A 17,270-nucleotide genomic window follows, 5' to 3' on the forward strand; every position below is an offset into this window, starting at 1 on the left:
AAGAACGCCCGCCACTGGAAGAAGCCGAGTCCGGGATCGGAGCAGCGCAACGAAGCCATCCGGGCGTGCCAGCGTTTGGGCCGCAGCGTCTGGAAGAAGTGGAGCGGCTACCACCGGCGCAGCCTTGTCGAGACGAAGATGCACTGCTTCAAGCGACTGGGCGAACGGGTGACGGCGCGCACGTTCGAGCATCAGGTGGTGGAGTTGCATGTCCGCGTGGCCGTACTCAACCGCTTCAGCCAGATCGGTCGTCCTCAAACCGTTCTGGTGGCCGCCATGGCATAAATCCGTCTGGGGTTGGGGCTATGCCGTCTTCGAACTGATTTGTGCAACAAAGCCCCTGTTCGCAAAAGCGATGGCGTTCCATATCGCCCGACATGTTCAGTCACATGTCGAATAAGACGCTTCTTTGCGTCCTCTTCGTCTGAATCCTGCCCTTCAAGCCAGCCATGGGCACGAGCATGCTTCAACACCTTCTGCAGTTCCGCCGGATTCAAATCGGGCGGCGGAAGCCACTTTGACACCTGGGATGAATGGAACTGAGCCGACAGCTCCACGGAAAGAGCTCGCGCCACCTTCATATAGTTGGCAAGGTTGATGCTGCGATATCGATCTGACTCCCAGCGCTGAATTGCCTGTTCTTGCAATCCGAGCTTCCTGGCCAAATCCTTTTGCTTCCAGTTTTGAGCCAGCCGTGCAACGATCAGCAAGTCACCTAGGTCAGTACCTGCCAACTCCTTCATCAGCTCAGTATTGCCCCCCTGGGCTTGGCGAAAAGCATCCAGCCTTTTCGATAGCTCTCGCCTCTCAGTTGTCAGAGATCGACGGATGCCCTCAATAGCAAGGTCCGGCAGACCGTCAATAACGGACTTAAGTGTTTGCTCAGACGACAACGCTTGCGAAATTCGCTCAATTTCGGCTTCGAGATCCCGGGCTTGGCGATCATTGGAGATGACAGAACTAGGTGGCACACACGCATTTTACACAACAAATTTGTTGTGTGAAAATTCTATCTCTGAATGAGCTCTCGCTTTTGGACGTGAATCAGCGGTCAGTGCAGGCCATCTATGTTGCTAGCAGGCGGTCGGGGCTCGAACAGAGCCCTGCTGAACGCACCGATGAACTGAAGGGAGTGACTGGCGGTCCACAGCCTGGAGCAGTTGGTCGGTGCAGATCGCGCGGTACAGCTGCGTTGCAATGAAACCGGGCCGGCGTCGATACCCAATGGCTCGGCGACCGACCAAGCAGGGTCGAGCGGTTCAAATCAGGGCATCCGGCGGTTCCTTCCCGAGCCCGGTTGAGATCGCGCGCACCGCGTTGCGTCTCTATGCGCTGGAGGTTACTCCGTTGACCCGTGGTGCCAGAAAACCGCACCATTGAAACGGCGAATGCCCACTGCACCCTGATCCCAGCCCTCCCACTAGGCCGGGGAATGTCGGGATCGTCTCCCCCCGCATCAAGCCCTGGGCTGCCCGGTGATGTACTGCTCCATCTGCTCGATCAGGAAGCGCTGCTCCGAGATCACGTCCTTGACCAGGTCGCCGATGGAGATCAACCCCACCACCGTGCCGTCGGCCTCCACGACGGGCAGGTGCCGCAGCCGGTTGTCGCTCATGAGCGCGAGGCACTGGCCGCTGGTCTGCGTGGGCCGCACGAAGCGCACCGCGCGGGTCATCACGTCGGCCACGCGGGTGTCGCCCGAGGTGCGGCCCAGCAGGGCCACCTTGCGCGCGTAGTCGCGCTCGGTGACGATGCCGGCGATGGCTCCGCCCTCCATCACGAGCAGGGCGCCGATGCCCTTGTCGGCCATCAGGCGCAGGGCATCGAGCATCGAATCCGACGGCGCGATGGTGAAGACCTCCTGGTGGGGCTTGGACTTGAGGATGTCGGCGACAGCGGTCATGGGGCCTCCCGGTGGCGTGGGCTGGACGGACGGATGGACAGGCGCGGCGGCGGCGGGCGCGGGCGGGGCGCGCCACGCCGCACGAAAGCGAGTGTCCGCCCAAGCCGCGCGGGCCGCAACGGGGCCGCGCGGCCGCTCCCGGGCGGGGGGATACAGAGGGTTGCAAAAATCCGGGCGCGCCCCGGGTCAGCGCGGCGCGGGCAGCGCCGCCGGGGCCTCGCCCTGCGCGGACCGGGGGCCGCCGATGCCCCGGGGGGCCTGCTGCGGCGCCTTGGCGGCCCGGCGCAGCGCCACCGCGTCGGGCGCGGGCGCGCGGCCCGCGCCGCCGGCCTCGACGCGGAACACCTGCACCGCGTCCGAGACGGTCTGCGCCTGCCGCTCCAGCTCCATCGCAAGGGCCGCGCTCTGCTCCACCAGGGCCGCGTTCTGCTGGGTGATGGTGTCCAGGTGCGCCACGGCGGTGTTCACCTGCGAGATGCCCATGAGCTGCTCGCTGGAGGCGCCGTGGATCTCGCCGATCAGCACGCCCACGCGGCGCACCATGTCGAGCGATTCCTGCATGGTCTTGCGCGCGCCGTCGGTGCGGACATGGCCCTCGTTCACCCGCGCGGCGGATTCGTCGATGAGGCCGCGGATCTCCTTGGCCGCCTCCAGCGTGCGCTGCGAGAGGCTGCGCACCTCGGCCGCCACCACGGCGAAGCCCCGGCCGTGCTCGCCCGCGCGCGCGGCCTCCACGGCGGCGTTGAGCGCGAGGATGTTGGTCTGGAAGGCGATGGAGTCGATGAGCCGGGTGATCTCGCCGATGCGGCCGGAGGATTGCTGGATCTCCTGCATGGTGGCGGCCACGCCGTCCACCGCGCCGCTGGTGCGCTCGGCCACGCCCGTGGCCTGCCGGGCCAGGTCGCTCGCCTGCCGCGCGGATTCGGCCGTCTGCTTGACGGTGCCCGTGATCTGCTCCATCGAGGCCGCCGTCTGCTCCAGGTTGCTGGCCTGGGTCTCGGTGCGCGCGGAGAGGTCCTGGTTGCCCTGCGCGATCTCGCGCGTGGACAGGCGCATCTTGTCGCTCTCCTGGCGCGCGTCGCGCACGATGGACAGCAGGTTCACGTTGAGTTGGGCCAGCGCCTGCTGCAAGTCGCCCATGAGGTCCGAGCGCGTGACGCGCAGGCTCTGCGTGAGGTCTCCGGCGGCCATGCGGTTGGCCGCCGTGACCATGGCCGCCAGCGGCGCCACGGCGGCGCGGCGCACATAGGCGAAGCCGGCCATCGCCACGCCGGCCGCCGCCAGCCAGGCCAGCGCCGAGAAGGCGCCCAGTTCCCCGTCCGCCAGCCCCGCGAGGAGGGCGGCCGCCCAGACGGCGGCGAAGGCCATGGCCACCTTGCCGCCCAGCCCGATGTTCAGCCACTCGGCCATGCGGCCCGAGGGGGTGCGGCGCACGAGGCGCCCGCGCCGCAGCACGTGCACGGCGTGGCCGGCCTGGGCCTCGTCGCGCATGCGCGCATACAGTGCGTCGGCCGCCGCGATCTGCTCGCGCGTGGCCTCGGTGCGCACCGACATGTAGCCCACGGGGCGGCCGTCCTCCACGAGCGGGGTGACGTTGGCCATGACCCAGTAGCAGGCACCGTTCTTGCGACGGTTCTTCACGGCGGCCGACCAGGGCAGGCCCGAGGCGATGGTCTCCCACATGTCGCGGAAGGCCTCCTGCGGCATGTCGGGATGGCGGATCATGTTGTGCGGCTGGCCCAGCAGTTCCTCGCGCTCGTAGCCGCTCACCTCGATGAACATCGGGTTGCAGTAGAGGATGCGGCCCTTCAGGTCGGTGGTGGACACCAGGGTCTCGCCATGGGGAAAAGGGAATTCCTGGGTCGTGACGGGGAGGTTGACGCGCATGGGAAGAAGGCCTTCGAGAAAGGTCGCCCCAGGGAAACCGCGGCGCGGAATAGGGCCTGAAGGATGTTACGGCCGGTTCGTGGAATTAATGCAATTGGATACATTCATCAAGGAAATGCGTTACATAGCCACCCTCTTCCAAAACGGGCTCCGCGCCCCACGGGCCCGGGGCACGGCATCCACGCCGCAGGGCCGCTGAAAGGGCCCCGGCCATGGCGCGGCACCGCAGAAACGGCTCCAGCTTCACAAGCCCTTTTCATTCGCCCGGCAGAATCCGACCACCCCGCATGACGCGCCCCGCCATGAATTCCACGCCCTCCTGCTCCGACGCTCCCCGCCCCGCCCCCCTCGCCTCCTCCGCCCCCTGGCTCCGCGCCTTCGCCCTGCTCCCCGCCCGGGCCCTGCCCGGGCGCCGCGCATGGGCCGGCGCGCTGGCGGCCGGCGCGCTGCTGCTGGCGGGCTGCTCGGACAAGGCCGCCAAGCCCGCGCCGCGCGGGCCGGTGGAGGTGGGCGTGGTGACCCTGAAGGCGGAGCGCCAGTCGGTCACCACCGAGCTGCCGGGGCGCACCAGCGCCTTCCTGGTGGCCGAGATCCGGCCGCAGGTGGGCGGCATCGTGCAAAAGCGCCTCTTCACCGAGGGCGCCGACGTGAAGGCCGGGCAGGTGCTCTACCAGATCGACCCCGCCACCTACGAAGCCGCCCTGGCGAGCGCCGAGGCCACGCTGGGCCGCGCGCAGGCCACGCTGGGCTCGGCCGAGTCCAACGCGCGGCGCAACGCCGAGCTGGCCAGGATCGACGCCGTGAGCCGCCAGGTGGCCGACGACAGCCAGGCCGCCGCGCAGCAGGCGCGCTCGGACGTGGCCGTGGCCCGCGCGGCGGTGGAGACCGCCCGCATCAACCTGGGCTACACGCGCATCAAGGCGCCCATCTCGGGCCGCACGGCCACCTCCACCGTGACGCCCGGCGCGCTGGTCACCGCCAACCAGACCACGGCGCTCACCACCATCTCGCAGATCGATTCGCTGTACGTGGACGTCACCCAGTCCAGCACCGACGTGCTGCGCTGGAAGAACGACCTCGCCCAGGGCCGCCTGCAGCGCGCGGGCGAGGGGCAGGCGCGCATCCGCCTCAAGCTGGAGGACGGCAGCCTCTATGCCCACCCGGGCCGCCTGCAGTTCAGCGGCGTGACGGTGAACCCCACCACCGGCGCCATCACCCTGCGCGGCGTGGCGCCCAACCCCGACGGCCTGCTGATGCCCGGCATGTACGTGCGCGCGGTGCTGGAGACGGGCGTGAACGAGCAGGCCCTGCTCGTGCCCCAGCAGGGCGTGACGCGCGACACCGCCGGCAACGCGAGCGTGCTGGTGGTGGGCGCGCAGGACAAGGTGGAGCGACGCGGCATCCAGGTGGGCGCGGCCGTGGGCAACCGCTGGCTGGCGCTCTCGGGCCTGGCGGCGGGCGAGCGCGTGGTGGTGGACGGGCTGCAGCGCATCAAGGTGGGCGACACCGTGAAGCCCGTGGAGGCCGCGCCTCGGCCCCAGGGCGCGGCGCCGGCCGGCGCGGCCAGCGCACCCGCATCCGCCCCCGCACCCGCCACGGCCGATGGCGCCGCGGCCCCCGCGTCCGCGGTGTCCGCGGCATCGCGCTGAGGGACCGCCGCCATGGCCCAGTTCTTCATCAACCGGCCCATCTTCGCGTGGGTGATCGCCATCGTCATCATGCTCGCGGGCGCGATGTCGATCCGCACGCTGCCGCTGGAGCAATACCCCAACATCGCCCCGCCGCGCGTGTCCATCAGCGCCACCTACACCGGCGCCTCCGCCCGCACGGTGGAGGAATCCGTCACCCAGGTGATCGAGCAGCAGCTCAAGGGGCTGGACAACCTGATCTACATGGGCTCGACCAGCGATGCCTCGGGCGGCTCGCGCACCACGCTCACCTTCAACGCGGGCACCAACATCGACGTGGCCCAGGTGCAGGTGCAGAACAAGCTGCAGCAGGCCATGTCGCGCCTGCCGCCGGCCGTGCAGAGCCGGGGCGTGACGGTCACCAAGGGCGGCAACGACTACCTGATGATCATCACCTTCACCTCGCCCGACCCGAGCGTGACGCAGGTGGACATCGGCGACTACATCGCCAGCAACCTCGTGGACGTCATCAGCCGCATCGATGGCGTGGGCGACGTGGCCACGCTGGGCACGGGCTACGCCATGCGCATCTGGATGGACCCGGCCAAGCTGGAGAAATACGCGCTCATGCCCTCGGACGTGGGCAGCGCCATCAACGCGCAGAACGCCCAGGTCTCGGCCGGCCAGCTCGGCGCGCTGCCGGCCGTGGGCCAGCAGCAGCTCAACGCCACCATCACCGCGCGCAGCAAGCTGCAGACGAAGGAGGAGTTCGAGAACATCGTGCTCAAGGTGGCCACCGACGGCGCGGTGGTGCGCATGAAGGACGTGGCGCGCATCGAGCTGGGCGCCGAGAACCTCACCATCACCTCGCGCCTCAATGGCCAGCCCGGCGCGGGCATGGGCGTGGTGCTGGCCGACAGCGCCAACGCGATGGCCGTGGCCGATGCGGTGAACGCCAAGATCGCCGAGCTGCAGCCCTTCTTCCCCTACCAGCTCAAGACCTTCACGAGCTACGACACCACGCCCTTCGTCGAGGCCTCCATCGACGAGGTGGTCAAGGCGCTGGTCGAGGCCATGCTGCTGGTGGTGCTGGTGATGTACCTCTTCCTGCAGAACTTCCGCGCCACGCTGATTCCCGCCATCGCCGTGCCGGTGGTGCTGCTGGGCACCTTCGGCGTGCTCTCGGCCGCGGGCTATTCCATCAACACCCTCACCATGTTCGGCATGGTGCTGGCCATCGGCCTGCTGGTGGACGACGCCATCGTGGTGGTGGAGAACGTCGAGCGCGTGATGAGCGAGGAGGGCTTAGCGCCGAAGGAGGCCACGCGCAAGTCGATGGCCGAGATCACGCCCGCGCTGGTGGGCATCGCGCTCACGCTCTCGGCGGTGTTCATCCCGATGGCGTTCTTCGGCGGCTCCACCGGCGTGATCTACCGGCAGTTCTCCATCACCATCGTCTCGGCCATGGTGCTGTCGGTGCTGGTGGCGCTCACGCTCACGCCGGCGCTGTGCGCCACGCTGCTCAAGCCCATCCCCAAGGGCGAGCACAGCCCGCACGGCGGCACGCCCCGGCGCGGGCCGCTGGGCTGGGTGGACCGCTTCTTCACGGGCTTCAACCACCGCTTCGACCGCACGGCCGACGGCTACCAGCGCGGCGTGGGCCGCATCGTGCGGCGCGGCGGGCGTTCCATGCTCGTCTATGCCCTGATCTGCGGCGGCATGGCCGTGCTCTTCCTGCGCCTGCCCACCTCGTTCCTGCCCAACGAGGACCAGGGCGCCGTGCAGGTGCAGATCACCCTGCCGCCGGGCGCCTCCAACGCGCGCCTGCAGGCCGTGATGGCCGAGGTGCAGAAATACTTCGCGGCGCAGCCGGACGTGGTGAGCTTCAACTCCATCACCGGCTCCAACGGCGACCAGAGCTCGGCGCGCGGCTTCGTGCGCCTCAAGGACTGGAGCGAGCGCCCGCTGCCCGCGCAGAGCGCCGACGCCATCGCCCGCAAGGCCACGCGCGACCTCTCGAAGATCCGCGACGCGCGCATCTTCGTGGTGCTGCCGCCGGCCGTGCGCGGCCTGGGCGCCAACGCGGGCTTCAACTTCCAGCTCAAGGACCTGAACGGCCTGGGGCACGACGCCCTGGTGGCCGCGCGCGACAAGGTGCTGCAGCTCGCCGCGCAGCGGCACGAGCTGTCGAACACGCGCAGCAACAACCTGGACGACACCTCGCAGCTCGGCGTGGCCATCGACGACGCCAAGGCCGGCGCCCTGGGCCTGGCCACCGCCGACGTGAACAGCACGCTCTCCAGCGCCATCGGCGGCACCTACGTGAACGACTTCCTGAACAAGGGCCGCGTGAAGCGCGTCTACATGCAGGGCGACGCGCCCTTCCGCATGCTGCCGCAGGACATCGGCCCCTGGACGGTGCGCAACAACCAGGGCCAGATGGTGCCCTTCTCGGCCTTCTCCAGCACCAACTGGACGTACGGCTCGCCGCAATTGCAGCGCTACAACGGCAGCCCGAGCTACGAGTTCGTGGGCGACGCGGCGGCCGGCGTCAGCTCCGGCGTGGCCATGCGCGCGGTGGACGAGATCATGAAGGAGATGCCCCCCGGCATCGGCTACGAGTGGACCGGCGCCTCCTACCAGGAGCGGCTCTCGGGCTCGCAGGCGCCGATGCTCTACGCCGTCTCCATCCTCTTCGTGTTCCTGTGCCTCGCGGCGCTCTACGAGAGCTGGTCGGTGCCGTTCTCGGTGATCCTCGTGGTGCCGCTGGGCATCGTGGGCGCGCTGCTGGGCATCGGCATCCGGGGCATGTCCAACGACGTGTATTTCCAGGTGGGCCTGCTCACCACCGTGGGGCTCTCCTCCAAGAACGCCATCCTGATCGTGGAATTCGCCACCCAGCTGCAGGCCCAGGGCCGGAGCGTGATCGACGCCACCCTGGAGGCCGTGCGCCTGCGGCTGCGGCCCATCCTGATGACCTCGCTGGCCTTCGGCTTCGGCGTGCTGCCGCTGGCCATCGGCACCGGCGCGGGCGCGGGCGGGCGGCAGGCCATCGGCACCGCCGTGCTGGGCGGCATGGTCTCGGCCACGGTGCTGGGCATCTTCTTCGTGCCGGTGTTCTTCGTGCTGATCCGGGGCTTCTTCGCCGACCGCGCGGCCCGGCGGGCCCGCACCCAGGCCGGCCACGGCGATGCCGGCGGCCCTTCCGGAGCTTCCGCATGACGCGCCCCGCCCTTCCCCTCACTTCCCGCGCGCGCGCCACGGCGCTCGCGCTGGCCGCGGCGGCCCTGGCCACGGGCTGCGCCAACCTCGCGCCGCCCTACGAGGCCCCCGCCCTGCCCGTGCCCGCAACGCTGGCCGCCGGCGCGCCCGCCGAGGGCACGCCGCTGCCGGACGCCGGCCCCGCCGACTGGGACGCCTTCATCGAAGAGCCCCGCCTGCGCGATACCGTGCGCCTGGCGCTCGACAGCAACCGCGACCTGCGCGTGGCCGCCCTCGCCATCGAGCGCGCCCGGGCGCAGTACGGCGTGAGCCGCGCCGACCTCTTCCCCACCGTGAACGCCACCGGCGCGGGCACCCGCACCCGCACGGCCGACGACCTCACCACCGCCGGCCGCAGCAACCTCAGCAGCCAGTACAGCGCGCAGGTCGGCTTCGCGAGCTACGAGATCGACTTCTTCGGCCGCGTGCGCAATCTCAATGAAGCCGCGCTGCAGGAATTCCTGCGCGTGGGCGAGAACGCGCGCAGCGTGCGCCTGAGCCTGGTCGCCGACGTGGCCGGCGCCTGGCTCACGCTGGACGCCGACGCCCGCCGCCTGCTGCTCGCCCGCGAGACGCTGCGCACCCGCGAGCAATCGCTGGCGCTGGCGCGGCGCAGCCACGAGCAGGGCGCCAGTTCGGGCCTCACGCTCGCGCAGACGCAGACCACCGTGGACGCGGCCCGCGCCGACGTGGGCGCCACCACCGCCCAGCTCGCCAAGGACCGCAACGCCCTGCAGCTGCTGCTGGGCGGCCCCGTGCCCGACGCCCTGCTGCCGTCCAGCGTGGCCGAGGCCCTGGCCCCGGCGGATGCGGCAGCCGCCACCGCCACTCCCACGTCCGCTTCCACCACCACGGCCGCCGCCGACCGCTGGCAGCGCGCCGCCGCCCCGGTCGCGCCGCTGCTGGCCCTGCCGGCCGGGCTGCCCTCCAGCACCCTGCTGCGGCGCCCCGACGTGCAGGCGGCCGAACGCACCCTGCGCGGCGCCACCGCCAGCATCGGCGCGGCGCGCGCGGCGTTCTTCCCCTCCATCACGCTCACCACCAGCGTGGGCACCGCCAGCAACGAGCTCTCGGGCCTGTTCGGCGCGGGCAACGGCACCTGGAGCTTCGCGCCCCAGATCCGCCTGCCGATCTTCGATGCCGGCCGCAACCAGGCCAACCTGCGCGTGGCCGAGGTGGCGCGCGACACGGCCGTGGCCCAGTACGAGAAAGCCGTGCAGACCGCCTTCCGCGAGGTGGCCGACGCCCTGGCCGACCGCGCCACCCTGCAGGACCGGCTGCAGGCCCAGCAGTCCCTGGTCGATGCCAGCCAGCGCGCGCTGGACCTGACCCAGGCGCGCTGGCGCCTGGGCGCCGACAGCTACCTCGCCGTGCTGGACGCCCAGCGCTCGCTCTACACCGCCCAGCAGACGCTGATCGGCCTGCAGTTCACCGAGCAAAGCAACCGCATCACGCTCTACAAGGTGCTGGGCGGCCCATGGGCCACCGCCACGGCCACGCCATGACCCCGAGGAAACCCGGGGCACTCTGGGGGCAATCCGCCCGGTCTGGCGATTCGTTTGCGAAATTCCAACAAACAGAACGAACGTAAATTCACAAATTTTTCAAATTTACGCAAACTAATCACTTCTGCCACTTTCACCCAAAGGGTTCCACTATGAGCCAACTCACCATTCGCCAGAAACTGCTGGGCGTGATCGCGGCACTGCTGCTGGGCTTCTCCGGCCTGAGCGTCTTCCAACTGGTCAAGATGTCCGGCATCAGCGATGGGCTGGACCAGCTCTACCAGAAGGACTTCACCAACTCCTACTACGTGAGCGAGCTGGACGGCCTGCTCACCCGGGTGGACATCAACATCCTGCGCATGATCGCGATCGGCGACCCGGCCCTCATCAAGACCTGGAAGGCCGAGAACACCGAGCGCTTCGCCAAGGCCGACAAGCTCATCGAAGGGCTTTCGCGCAACATCGACCCGGACAGCAAGTCCCTCGCGGCGGACCTGCAGTCGTCCTACACCAAGATGCGCGCGGGCATGAACAAGCAGGTCGAGCGCATCGAGGCGGGTGACGTCCAGGGCGGCGCCGAGGTGAACCGCCTGGAGGTCAAGGACAACGCCAACGCCGTCTTCACGACGCTCGACAAGATCGCCACCCGCATCAAGCAGGGCGCGCAAGTGCAGCTCCAGCAGCAACTGGACACGACCGCCAGCACCCGCACCGTGGCCCTGGTGGCCCTGGTGGTGATCTCGGTGCTGGGCATCGCCGGCAGCCTGCTGCTGGTGCGCAACCTGCTGCGCCAGCTGGGCGGCGAGCCCGCCTACGCCGCCAACGTGGCGCGCGAGGTGGCCCAGGGCAACCTGATGGTGGAGATCGCCACGCAGCCCGGCGACAAGGACAGCGTGCTCGCGGCCATGAACGACATGCGCAACAGCCTGCGCGACATCGTGAGCCGCGTGCGCCAGGGCAGCGACAGCATCGCCACCGGCGCCAGCGAGATCGCCTCGGGCAACGTGGACCTGAGCCACCGCACCGAAGAGCAGGCCAGCAACCTGCAGCAGACGGCCGCCTCCATGGAGCAGCTCAACACCACCGTGCGCAACAGCGCGGACACCGCCCAGCAGGCCACGCAACTGGCCAACTCCGCCAGCGCCGCCGCGGAACAGGGCGGCGAGGTGGTGCGCCGCGTGGTGGACACCATGGGCGAGATCAGCGGCAGCTCGCGCAAGATCGCGGACATCATCAGCGTGATCGACGGCATCGCCTTCCAGACCAACATCCTGGCGCTGAACGCGGCCGTGGAAGCCGCCCGCGCGGGCGAGCAGGGCCGGGGCTTCGCGGTGGTGGCGTCCGAGGTGCGCAACCTCGCGCAGCGCAGCGCCGGCGCCGCCAAGGAGATCAAGGAACTCATCACCGCCAGCGTCGAGAAGGTGGAAGCCGGCTCCCAACTGGTGGGCGACGCGGGCAGCTCGATGGAAGACATCGTCCAGCAGGTCAAGCGCGTGGCCGACCTCATCGCCGAGATCGGCGCCGCCACGCGGGAGCAGACGCAGGGCATCGGCCAGATCAACGCGGCCGTCACCCAGCTGGACCAGACCACGCAGCAGAACGCCGCGCTGGTGGAGGAAAGCTCCGCGGCGGCGGACAACCTGAGCCAGCAGGCGGGCCGGCTCACGGAGATCGTGCGGACGTTCCGTATCGACCTGGATGGGGGGCATCATTTCCATGCCGCCGCGCCTGCGCCGGCCGTGCGCAAGGCGCCGGCGGTGCGGGTGGCTGCGCCGGCGCCGGCTCGGCGTGCGGCGGTGCCGGCGGTGAAGAAGGCGGCGCCTGCACCTGCGCTGGGGATTTCGAAGGCGGGGTCGGATGATGATTGGGAGGCGCATTGAGGCTTTGGCTTCTCTGCCTCTTTTTCTTCAATTGCGGGTGGGTTAAGTTCCGGGGCCGGGATTGCGCCCGGCGGCGCACCTACTTTCTTTTGCTTCGCCAAAAGAAAGTAGGCAAAGAAAAGGCGACCCTGCTGTCTGCGACCCCTTCGCTGCGCTACGGGGCAACCTGGGGTGCTCGGTCACGGGGTGCGCCGTGGAACTCGCTACGCGCTGCGCGCTTCGCTCGGACAACCCCGGCGAGTCAGACAACGAAGCGGGTGTGTCCTTCGGCACACCCGCCACCCCGCGCCCTGCGCGCCCCAGGCGCATCCAGAAGGGGTGGGGAGCACACGGGCCATCGCTACGCTCGGCCCCCGATGCGCGAGCGCTTCGCGCCGCGCACCAGGCCAAGCGAAGCGACGGCCCGTATCGCCCCAGGGCCGAGCGCAGCGATGGCCCGTCTGGATGGGGGGCCGAGCAACGCGATGGCCCGTGTGGCAGCCACCCTTCTGGATGCGCCGAGGAGCACAGGGCGCGGGGCGCGCGGGCGTGCCGAAGGACACGCACGCTTCGTGATCTGACTGGCTGCGGTTGTCCGAGCGGAGCGCGCAGCGCGCAGCGAGTTCCGCAGCCGCGCCCCACGACCGAGCACCGCAGGTTGCCCGCAGCGAAGCGGAGGGACGCAGACAGTAGGGTCGCCTTTCTTTTGGGTACTTTTCTTTGGCGAAGCAAAGAAAAGTACCTCGGCCGCCGGGCCGAGACCCGGCCCCGGAACTTAACCACCCAGCAACTACAAAAACAATAGCAAAGAACCCAACAAACAAACCGACCTCACCCCCCCAACGGCACAGCCGTCTCAAACTTCGAACAATTCATCGCAAACATGCTCTTGAAATTCCTCACGTTGTTGTTCGAAGAAAACACCTCCCGCGTGAACGCGTGATACCGCTCCATCGACACCGCATTCACGATCAGCAAAAAATCAAACTCCCCCGACACCTCATAGCAGGCCATCACCTCCCCCTCCGCCTGCATCCGCTGCTCGAACGCCCGCAGCAGCGCATCGTTCTGCCGGTCCAGCTCCACCGACACGAACACCGTCAGCGCCCGCCCCACCTTCGCCCGGTCCACCACGGCCACCTCGCGCAGCAGCACGCCCGACTCCTTCAACTGCGCGATGCGGCGCTGGCAGGTGGCCGGCGAGCTGTGCACGCGCTCGGCCAGCACGCGGATGGGCAGCGAGGCGTCCTGCTGCAGCAGGGTGAGGATCTGGGTGTCGAGACGGTCGAGCGCCATGGCGTGCGTGGAGTGAAGGGGGTGAAACGGTGATGGATTTGACCCGGATGGGCCGCACATTCTGAGCGGATTCATGCACCGTGGTGGCCCTTCGCGGTGAATTCACCCGCGCATCCGGGCCAAGAATCAGGGCATCGACCCCACCGAGCCCACGCCGCGATGCCCTCCCTCGACCACGCCCCCGACGACTTCCACGACCAGCTCATCGGCTGGCGCCGCCACCTCCACCAATACCCCGAGACCGGCTTCCACGAGCGCGCCACGGCCGACTACGTGGCCGGCATCCTGCAGGCCCTGGGGCTGGAGGTGCACCGCGGCATCGGCGGCACGGGCGTGGTGGCCAGCCTCACGGCGGGCAGCGGGCGGGGCGCGATCGGGCTGCGCGCCGACATGGACGCGCTCGCCATCACCGAGGCGGCCGGCGCGCAGCCGCGCCCCCACGCCTCGCGCCACGCGGGCTGCATGCACGCCTGCGGGCACGACGGCCACATGGCCATGGTGCTGGGCGCGGCGCGGCTGCTGGCCGAGCGGCGCGACTTCAGCGGCACGGTGCGCTTCATCTTCCAGCCGGCCGAGGAGCACGGGCGCGGCGCCGCCGCGATGATGGCCGACGGCCTGTTCGAGCGCTTCCCCGTGGACGAGATCTACGGCGCGCACAACATGCCGGGCATGCCCGAGGGCCACATCGCCACGCGCGCGGGCGGCATCATGGCCAGCGAGGACAACTTCGCCATCCACATCACCGGGCGCGGCGGCCACGCGGCGCGGCCGCACATGGGCGTCGATCCGCTGGTGATCGGCGCGCAGATCGTGCTGGCGCTGCAGACCATCGTGGCGCGCTCGGTGGACCCGGCCGAATCCGCCGTGGTGTCGTGCACCGGCTTCGAGACCGACGGCATCCGCAACGCCATCCCCACGCACGTCACCATCCGCGGCGACACGCGCAGCTACGCGCCCGCCGTGCAGGCCCTGCTGGAGCGCCGCATGCGCGAGCTGTGCGCGGGCCTGTGCGCGGCCCACGGCGCCACCTGCGAGGTGGAGTACACGCACGAATTCGCCCCCACCGTGAACTGGCCCGAATGCGTGGCCACGGCGCTGGCCGCCGCGCGCGCCGTGGCCGGCGATGCCGCCGTGGACGCGGACGTGGCGCCCATGATGATCTCGGAGGATTTCGGCGCCTTCCTGCGCCGCGTGCCCGGGGCCTTCGTCTTCATCGGCAACGGCGACGGCGACAGCCCCGGCGCGGTGCCGCTGCACAACGCGCGCTACGACTTCAACGACCGCGTGCTGCCCGTGGGCGCACGCTACTTCGCCGAGCTGGCGCGCACGCGCCTGAGGGCGTGAGGCGCCCCCCGCCCGAGCCCGGATTCCCGCACACCCCCCACCCTTTCACGCCCCATGCTGTTCACCAATCCCCACGCCCGCCGCGCCGCCTATGGCGGCGAGCTGCGCGCCCTCATGAACCTCGCCGCCGCCCGCGAAAGCCGGGCCTGGCTGGCGCCGTGGAGCGGCCTGCACCCCGGGCCCACGCCGCTGCGCGACCTGCCCGGGCTGGCCGCGCGGCTGGGCGTGGCCTCCCTCGCGTTCAAGGACGAGTCCGCGCGCTCGCCGCTGGGCAGCTTCAAGACGCTGGGCGCGCCCATCGCGCTGCTGCGCCTCGTGCTGCGCCGCTGGCCCGACGCCGGCTGGCGGCCCGAGGACCTGTGGGCCGGCCGGCACGCGCAGGCGCTGCGCGGCTTCACCGTCGTCAGCGCCACCGACGGCAACCACGGCCGCGCCCTGGCCGCCGCGGCGCAGAGCCTGGGCTGCCGCTGCGTGATCGTGCTGCACGCCCAGGTCAGCGCCGAGCGCGAGGCGCCCATCGCCGCGCTGGGCGCGGAGATCGTGCGCATCGCCGGCAACTACGACGCCTCGGTGCGCGAGGCCGCGCGCCTGGCCGGGGCCCACGGCTGGCAGGTGGTCTCCGACACCTCCTACGACGGCTACGAGGACATCCCGCGCGACGTGATGCAGGGCTACGGCGTGATCGCGGACGAGATCCTGGACGCGACCACGCCCGCCGGCGCCCCCTGCGCCTACACGCACGTCTTCCTGCAGGGCGGCGTGGGCGGGCTGGCCGCCGGCATCGCCAGCGCGTTCTGGGAGCGCCACGGCGCCGGGCGCCCCGCCATGGTGGTGGTAGAGCCCGCGCAGGCCGACTGCCTGCTGCAGAGCGCGCGCGCGGGCGCCGTGGCGCGCGCCAGCGGCAGCGTCGATTCCGTCATGGCCGGGCTGGCCTGCGGCGAGGCCTCGCCCCTGGCCTGGCGCTTCCTGCAGCCGGCCATCGATGCCTTCCAGACCATTGGCGATGCCCAGGCCGAAGACGCCATGCGCGTGCTGGCGCGGGCCGACGCGGGCGACATCCCCATCGTCTGCGGCGAATCCGGCGCGGCCGGGCTCGCGGGGCTGATGGCCCTGCTGGCCGAGCCGGCCCTGGCGCGGCAGGCCGGTCTAGGGCCGCAGGCGCGCGTGCTCGTCATCGGCACCGAGGGCGCCACCGCGCCCGGCGTGTACGCGGGCATCGTGGGCCGGCCCGCCGAGGCGGTGCTGCAGGCGCAGGCCGCATGGCTGCGCGCGCGCGGGGCCGAGCGCAGTCAGGAGCCACAGCCACCGCGCGAAGGCATCGACGGCGCGGCCCTGATGGAGCGGCTGCACGCCCACGCCGCCATCGGCGCGATCGAGGGCGGCGGGGTCTGCCGCATCGCCCTCACCGATGCCGACCGCGCCGGCCGCGACCAGCTCGTGGCCTGGATGCGCGCGCTGGGCCTGGAGGTGCGCGTGGACCGCATCGGCAACCTCTTCGGCCTCCGCGCCGGCCAGGATGCGCAGGCCGCCCCGGTGATGACCGGATCGCACATCGACACCGTGGCCACCGGCGGGCGCTACGACGGCATCTACGGCGTGATGGCCGGCCTGGAGGTGGTGCGCTGGCTGAACGTGCGCGGCATCGCCACGCGCCGCCCCCTGGTGGTGGCCGCCTTCACCAACGAGGAAGGCGTGCGCTTCATGCCCGACATGATGGGCTCGCTGGTGCACGCCGGCGGCTACCCGCTGCAGCAGGCGCTGGACACCGTGGGCACCGACGGCGCGCGCCTGGGCGACGAGCTGGCGCGCATCGGCTACGCGGGCGACATGCCCTGCGGCGCGCTGCGCCCCCACGCCTTCGTGGAGCTGCACATCGAGCAGGGCCCGGTGCTGGAGGCCGAGGGCCTGGCGATCGGCGCGGTGCAGGACCTGCAGGGCATCTCGTGGCAGGAGATCGCCATCGCCGGCCAGTCCAACCACGCCGGCACCACCCCCATGGGCCTGCGCCGCGACGCCGGCCACTGCGCGGCCGCCATCGCCGTCTTCGTGCGCGAACTGGCCCTGCGCCACGGCGGCAGCCAGGTGGCCACCGTGGGCGCCATCCACCTGCACCCCAACCTCGTCAACGTGATCGCCGGGCGCGCCACGCTCACCGTGGACCTGCGCAACACCGACGAGGCCGCCCTGCAGCGCGCCGAGGCCGAACTCGCCGGCTACCTGCGGCAACTGGCCGCCGAACAGGGCGTGGAGATCACCGCCCGGCCCCTGGCCCGCTTCGAGCCCGTGCGCTTCGACGCCGGCCTGGTCGCGCGCATCGAGGCCGCCGCCGCCGCGCGCGGGCTGCCGCACCGGCGCATGACCTCGGGCGCCGGCCACGACGCGCAGATGATGGCGCGCATCGCGCCGGCGGCCATGGTCTTCGTGCCCAGCCACCGGGGCATCAGCCACAACCCCCGGGAGCACACCGAGCCCGAGGCGCTGCGCCAGGGCGCGGACGTGCTGCTGGACGTGCTGCTGGGGCTGGCGGAAACGGCGGGGTGAGGCCCCAATGGCCCACCTCCTGCCCTGCCGGACCACCCCCTCGCGG

General features: G+C 70.6%; 11 protein-coding genes and 1 pseudogene. 8 read left to right on the forward strand and 4 right to left on the reverse strand.

Going from position 1 to position 17,270, the window contains the following annotated elements:
• Nucleotides 1-285 (forward strand): transposase (locus AX018_RS19110; RefSeq protein WP_146749308.1); only part of this gene is annotated, 285 nt, incomplete at its 5' end.
• On the opposite strand, the gene AX018_RS19115 is transcribed toward AX018_RS19110, so the two are convergent.
• From AX018_RS19115 to AX018_RS19125, 3 genes are all read right to left on the reverse strand, one after another.
• Nucleotides 255-971: a helix-turn-helix transcriptional regulator gene (locus tag AX018_RS19115; protein WP_146749367.1), complete on the reverse strand. Its 717-nt coding sequence runs from the start codon at nt 969-971 to the stop codon at nt 255-257. The genes AX018_RS19110 and AX018_RS19115 overlap by 31 nt on opposite strands.
• A 485-nt stretch (nt 972-1,456) precedes the next feature.
• The gene (locus AX018_RS19120) at nt 1,457-1,903 is read right to left on the reverse strand and encodes a CBS domain-containing protein (RefSeq protein WP_111880582.1); all 447 of its coding nucleotides are present in this window, start codon (nt 1,901-1,903) and stop codon (nt 1,457-1,459) included.
• 186 nt (nt 1,904-2,089) lie between these two features.
• Nucleotides 2,090-3,790: a methyl-accepting chemotaxis protein gene (locus AX018_RS19125; protein WP_111880584.1), complete on the reverse strand. Its 1,701-nt coding sequence runs from the start codon at nt 3,788-3,790 to the stop codon at nt 2,090-2,092.
• Nucleotides 3,791-4,092: 302 nt separating this feature from the next.
• On the opposite strand from AX018_RS19125, the gene AX018_RS19130 reads away from it, so the two are divergent.
• From AX018_RS19130 to AX018_RS19145, 4 genes are all read left to right on the forward strand, one after another.
• Complete coding sequence (locus tag AX018_RS19130) at nt 4,093-5,439, forward strand: efflux RND transporter periplasmic adaptor subunit (RefSeq protein WP_111880644.1); 1,347 nt, start codon at nt 4,093-4,095, stop codon at nt 5,437-5,439.
• A 12-nt stretch (nt 5,440-5,451) separates the two neighbouring features.
• Entirely contained in the window at nt 5,452-8,640 is a 3,189-nt protein-coding gene (locus tag AX018_RS19135) for an efflux RND transporter permease subunit (RefSeq protein ID WP_111880588.1), read from the forward strand.
• Nucleotides 8,637-10,184, forward strand: a complete 1,548-nt coding sequence (locus tag AX018_RS19140; RefSeq protein ID WP_111880591.1) for an efflux transporter outer membrane subunit — start codon at nt 8,637-8,639, stop codon at nt 10,182-10,184. The genes AX018_RS19135 and AX018_RS19140 overlap by 4 nt, the downstream gene beginning before the upstream one ends.
• 152 nt (nt 10,185-10,336) lie before the next feature.
• Entirely contained in the window at nt 10,337-12,064 is a 1,728-nt protein-coding gene (locus tag AX018_RS19145; protein ID WP_111880593.1) for a methyl-accepting chemotaxis protein, read from the forward strand.
• An 810-nt stretch (nt 12,065-12,874) separates the two neighbouring features.
• On the opposite strand, the gene AX018_RS19155 is transcribed toward AX018_RS19145, so the two are convergent.
• Complete coding sequence (locus tag AX018_RS19155; RefSeq protein ID WP_111880597.1) at nt 12,875-13,339, reverse strand: Lrp/AsnC family transcriptional regulator; 465 nt, start codon at nt 13,337-13,339, stop codon at nt 12,875-12,877.
• Nucleotides 13,340-13,498: 159 nt separating this feature from the next.
• On the opposite strand from AX018_RS19155, the gene AX018_RS19160 reads away from it, so the two are divergent.
• From AX018_RS19160 to AX018_RS25775, 3 genes and pseudogenes are all read left to right on the forward strand, one after another.
• Nucleotides 13,499-14,683, forward strand: a complete 1,185-nt coding sequence (locus AX018_RS19160) for a M20 aminoacylase family protein (RefSeq protein WP_111880600.1) — start codon at nt 13,499-13,501, stop codon at nt 14,681-14,683.
• A gap of 54 nt (nt 14,684-14,737) precedes the next feature.
• Nucleotides 14,738-15,964: pseudogene (locus AX018_RS25770) on the forward strand (diaminopropionate ammonia-lyase); the annotation flags it as partial.
• On the forward strand, nt 15,947-17,224 hold the full coding sequence (locus tag AX018_RS25775) for a Zn-dependent hydrolase (RefSeq protein ID WP_415842327.1): 1,278 nt from the start codon (nt 15,947-15,949) through the stop codon (nt 17,222-17,224). The pseudogene AX018_RS25770 and the gene AX018_RS25775, both read left to right, overlap by 18 nt.
• Nucleotides 17,225-17,270: the final 46 nt, after the last annotated feature.

Source organism: Paracidovorax anthurii, from assembly GCF_003269065.1.
Taxonomy (GTDB): Bacteria; Pseudomonadota; Gammaproteobacteria; order Burkholderiales; family Burkholderiaceae_C; genus Paracidovorax; species Paracidovorax anthurii.

What these genes read in the sequence shown, in the direction of transcription:
- AX018_RS19140 (WP_111880591.1), top strand. Translation starts at nt 8,637, where the DNA reads ATGACGCGCCCCGCCCTTCCCCTCACTTCCCGCGCGCGCGCCACGGCG.
- AX018_RS19160 (WP_111880600.1), top strand. Translation starts at nt 13,499, where the DNA reads ATGCCCTCCCTCGACCACGCCCCCGACGACTTCCACGACCAGCTCATC.
- AX018_RS19155 (WP_111880597.1), bottom strand. Translation starts at nt 13,339, where the DNA reads ATGGCGCTCGACCGTCTCGACACCCAGATCCTCACCCTGCTGCAGCAG.
- AX018_RS19145 (WP_111880593.1), top strand. Translation starts at nt 10,337, where the DNA reads ATGAGCCAACTCACCATTCGCCAGAAACTGCTGGGCGTGATCGCGGCA.
- AX018_RS19130 (WP_111880644.1), top strand. Translation starts at nt 4,093, where the DNA reads ATGAATTCCACGCCCTCCTGCTCCGACGCTCCCCGCCCCGCCCCCCTC.
- AX018_RS19120 (WP_111880582.1), bottom strand. Translation starts at nt 1,903, where the DNA reads ATGACCGCTGTCGCCGACATCCTCAAGTCCAAGCCCCACCAGGAGGTC.
- AX018_RS19125 (WP_111880584.1), bottom strand. Translation starts at nt 3,790, where the DNA reads ATGCGCGTCAACCTCCCCGTCACGACCCAGGAATTCCCTTTTCCCCAT.
- AX018_RS19135 (WP_111880588.1), top strand. Translation starts at nt 5,452, where the DNA reads ATGGCCCAGTTCTTCATCAACCGGCCCATCTTCGCGTGGGTGATCGCC.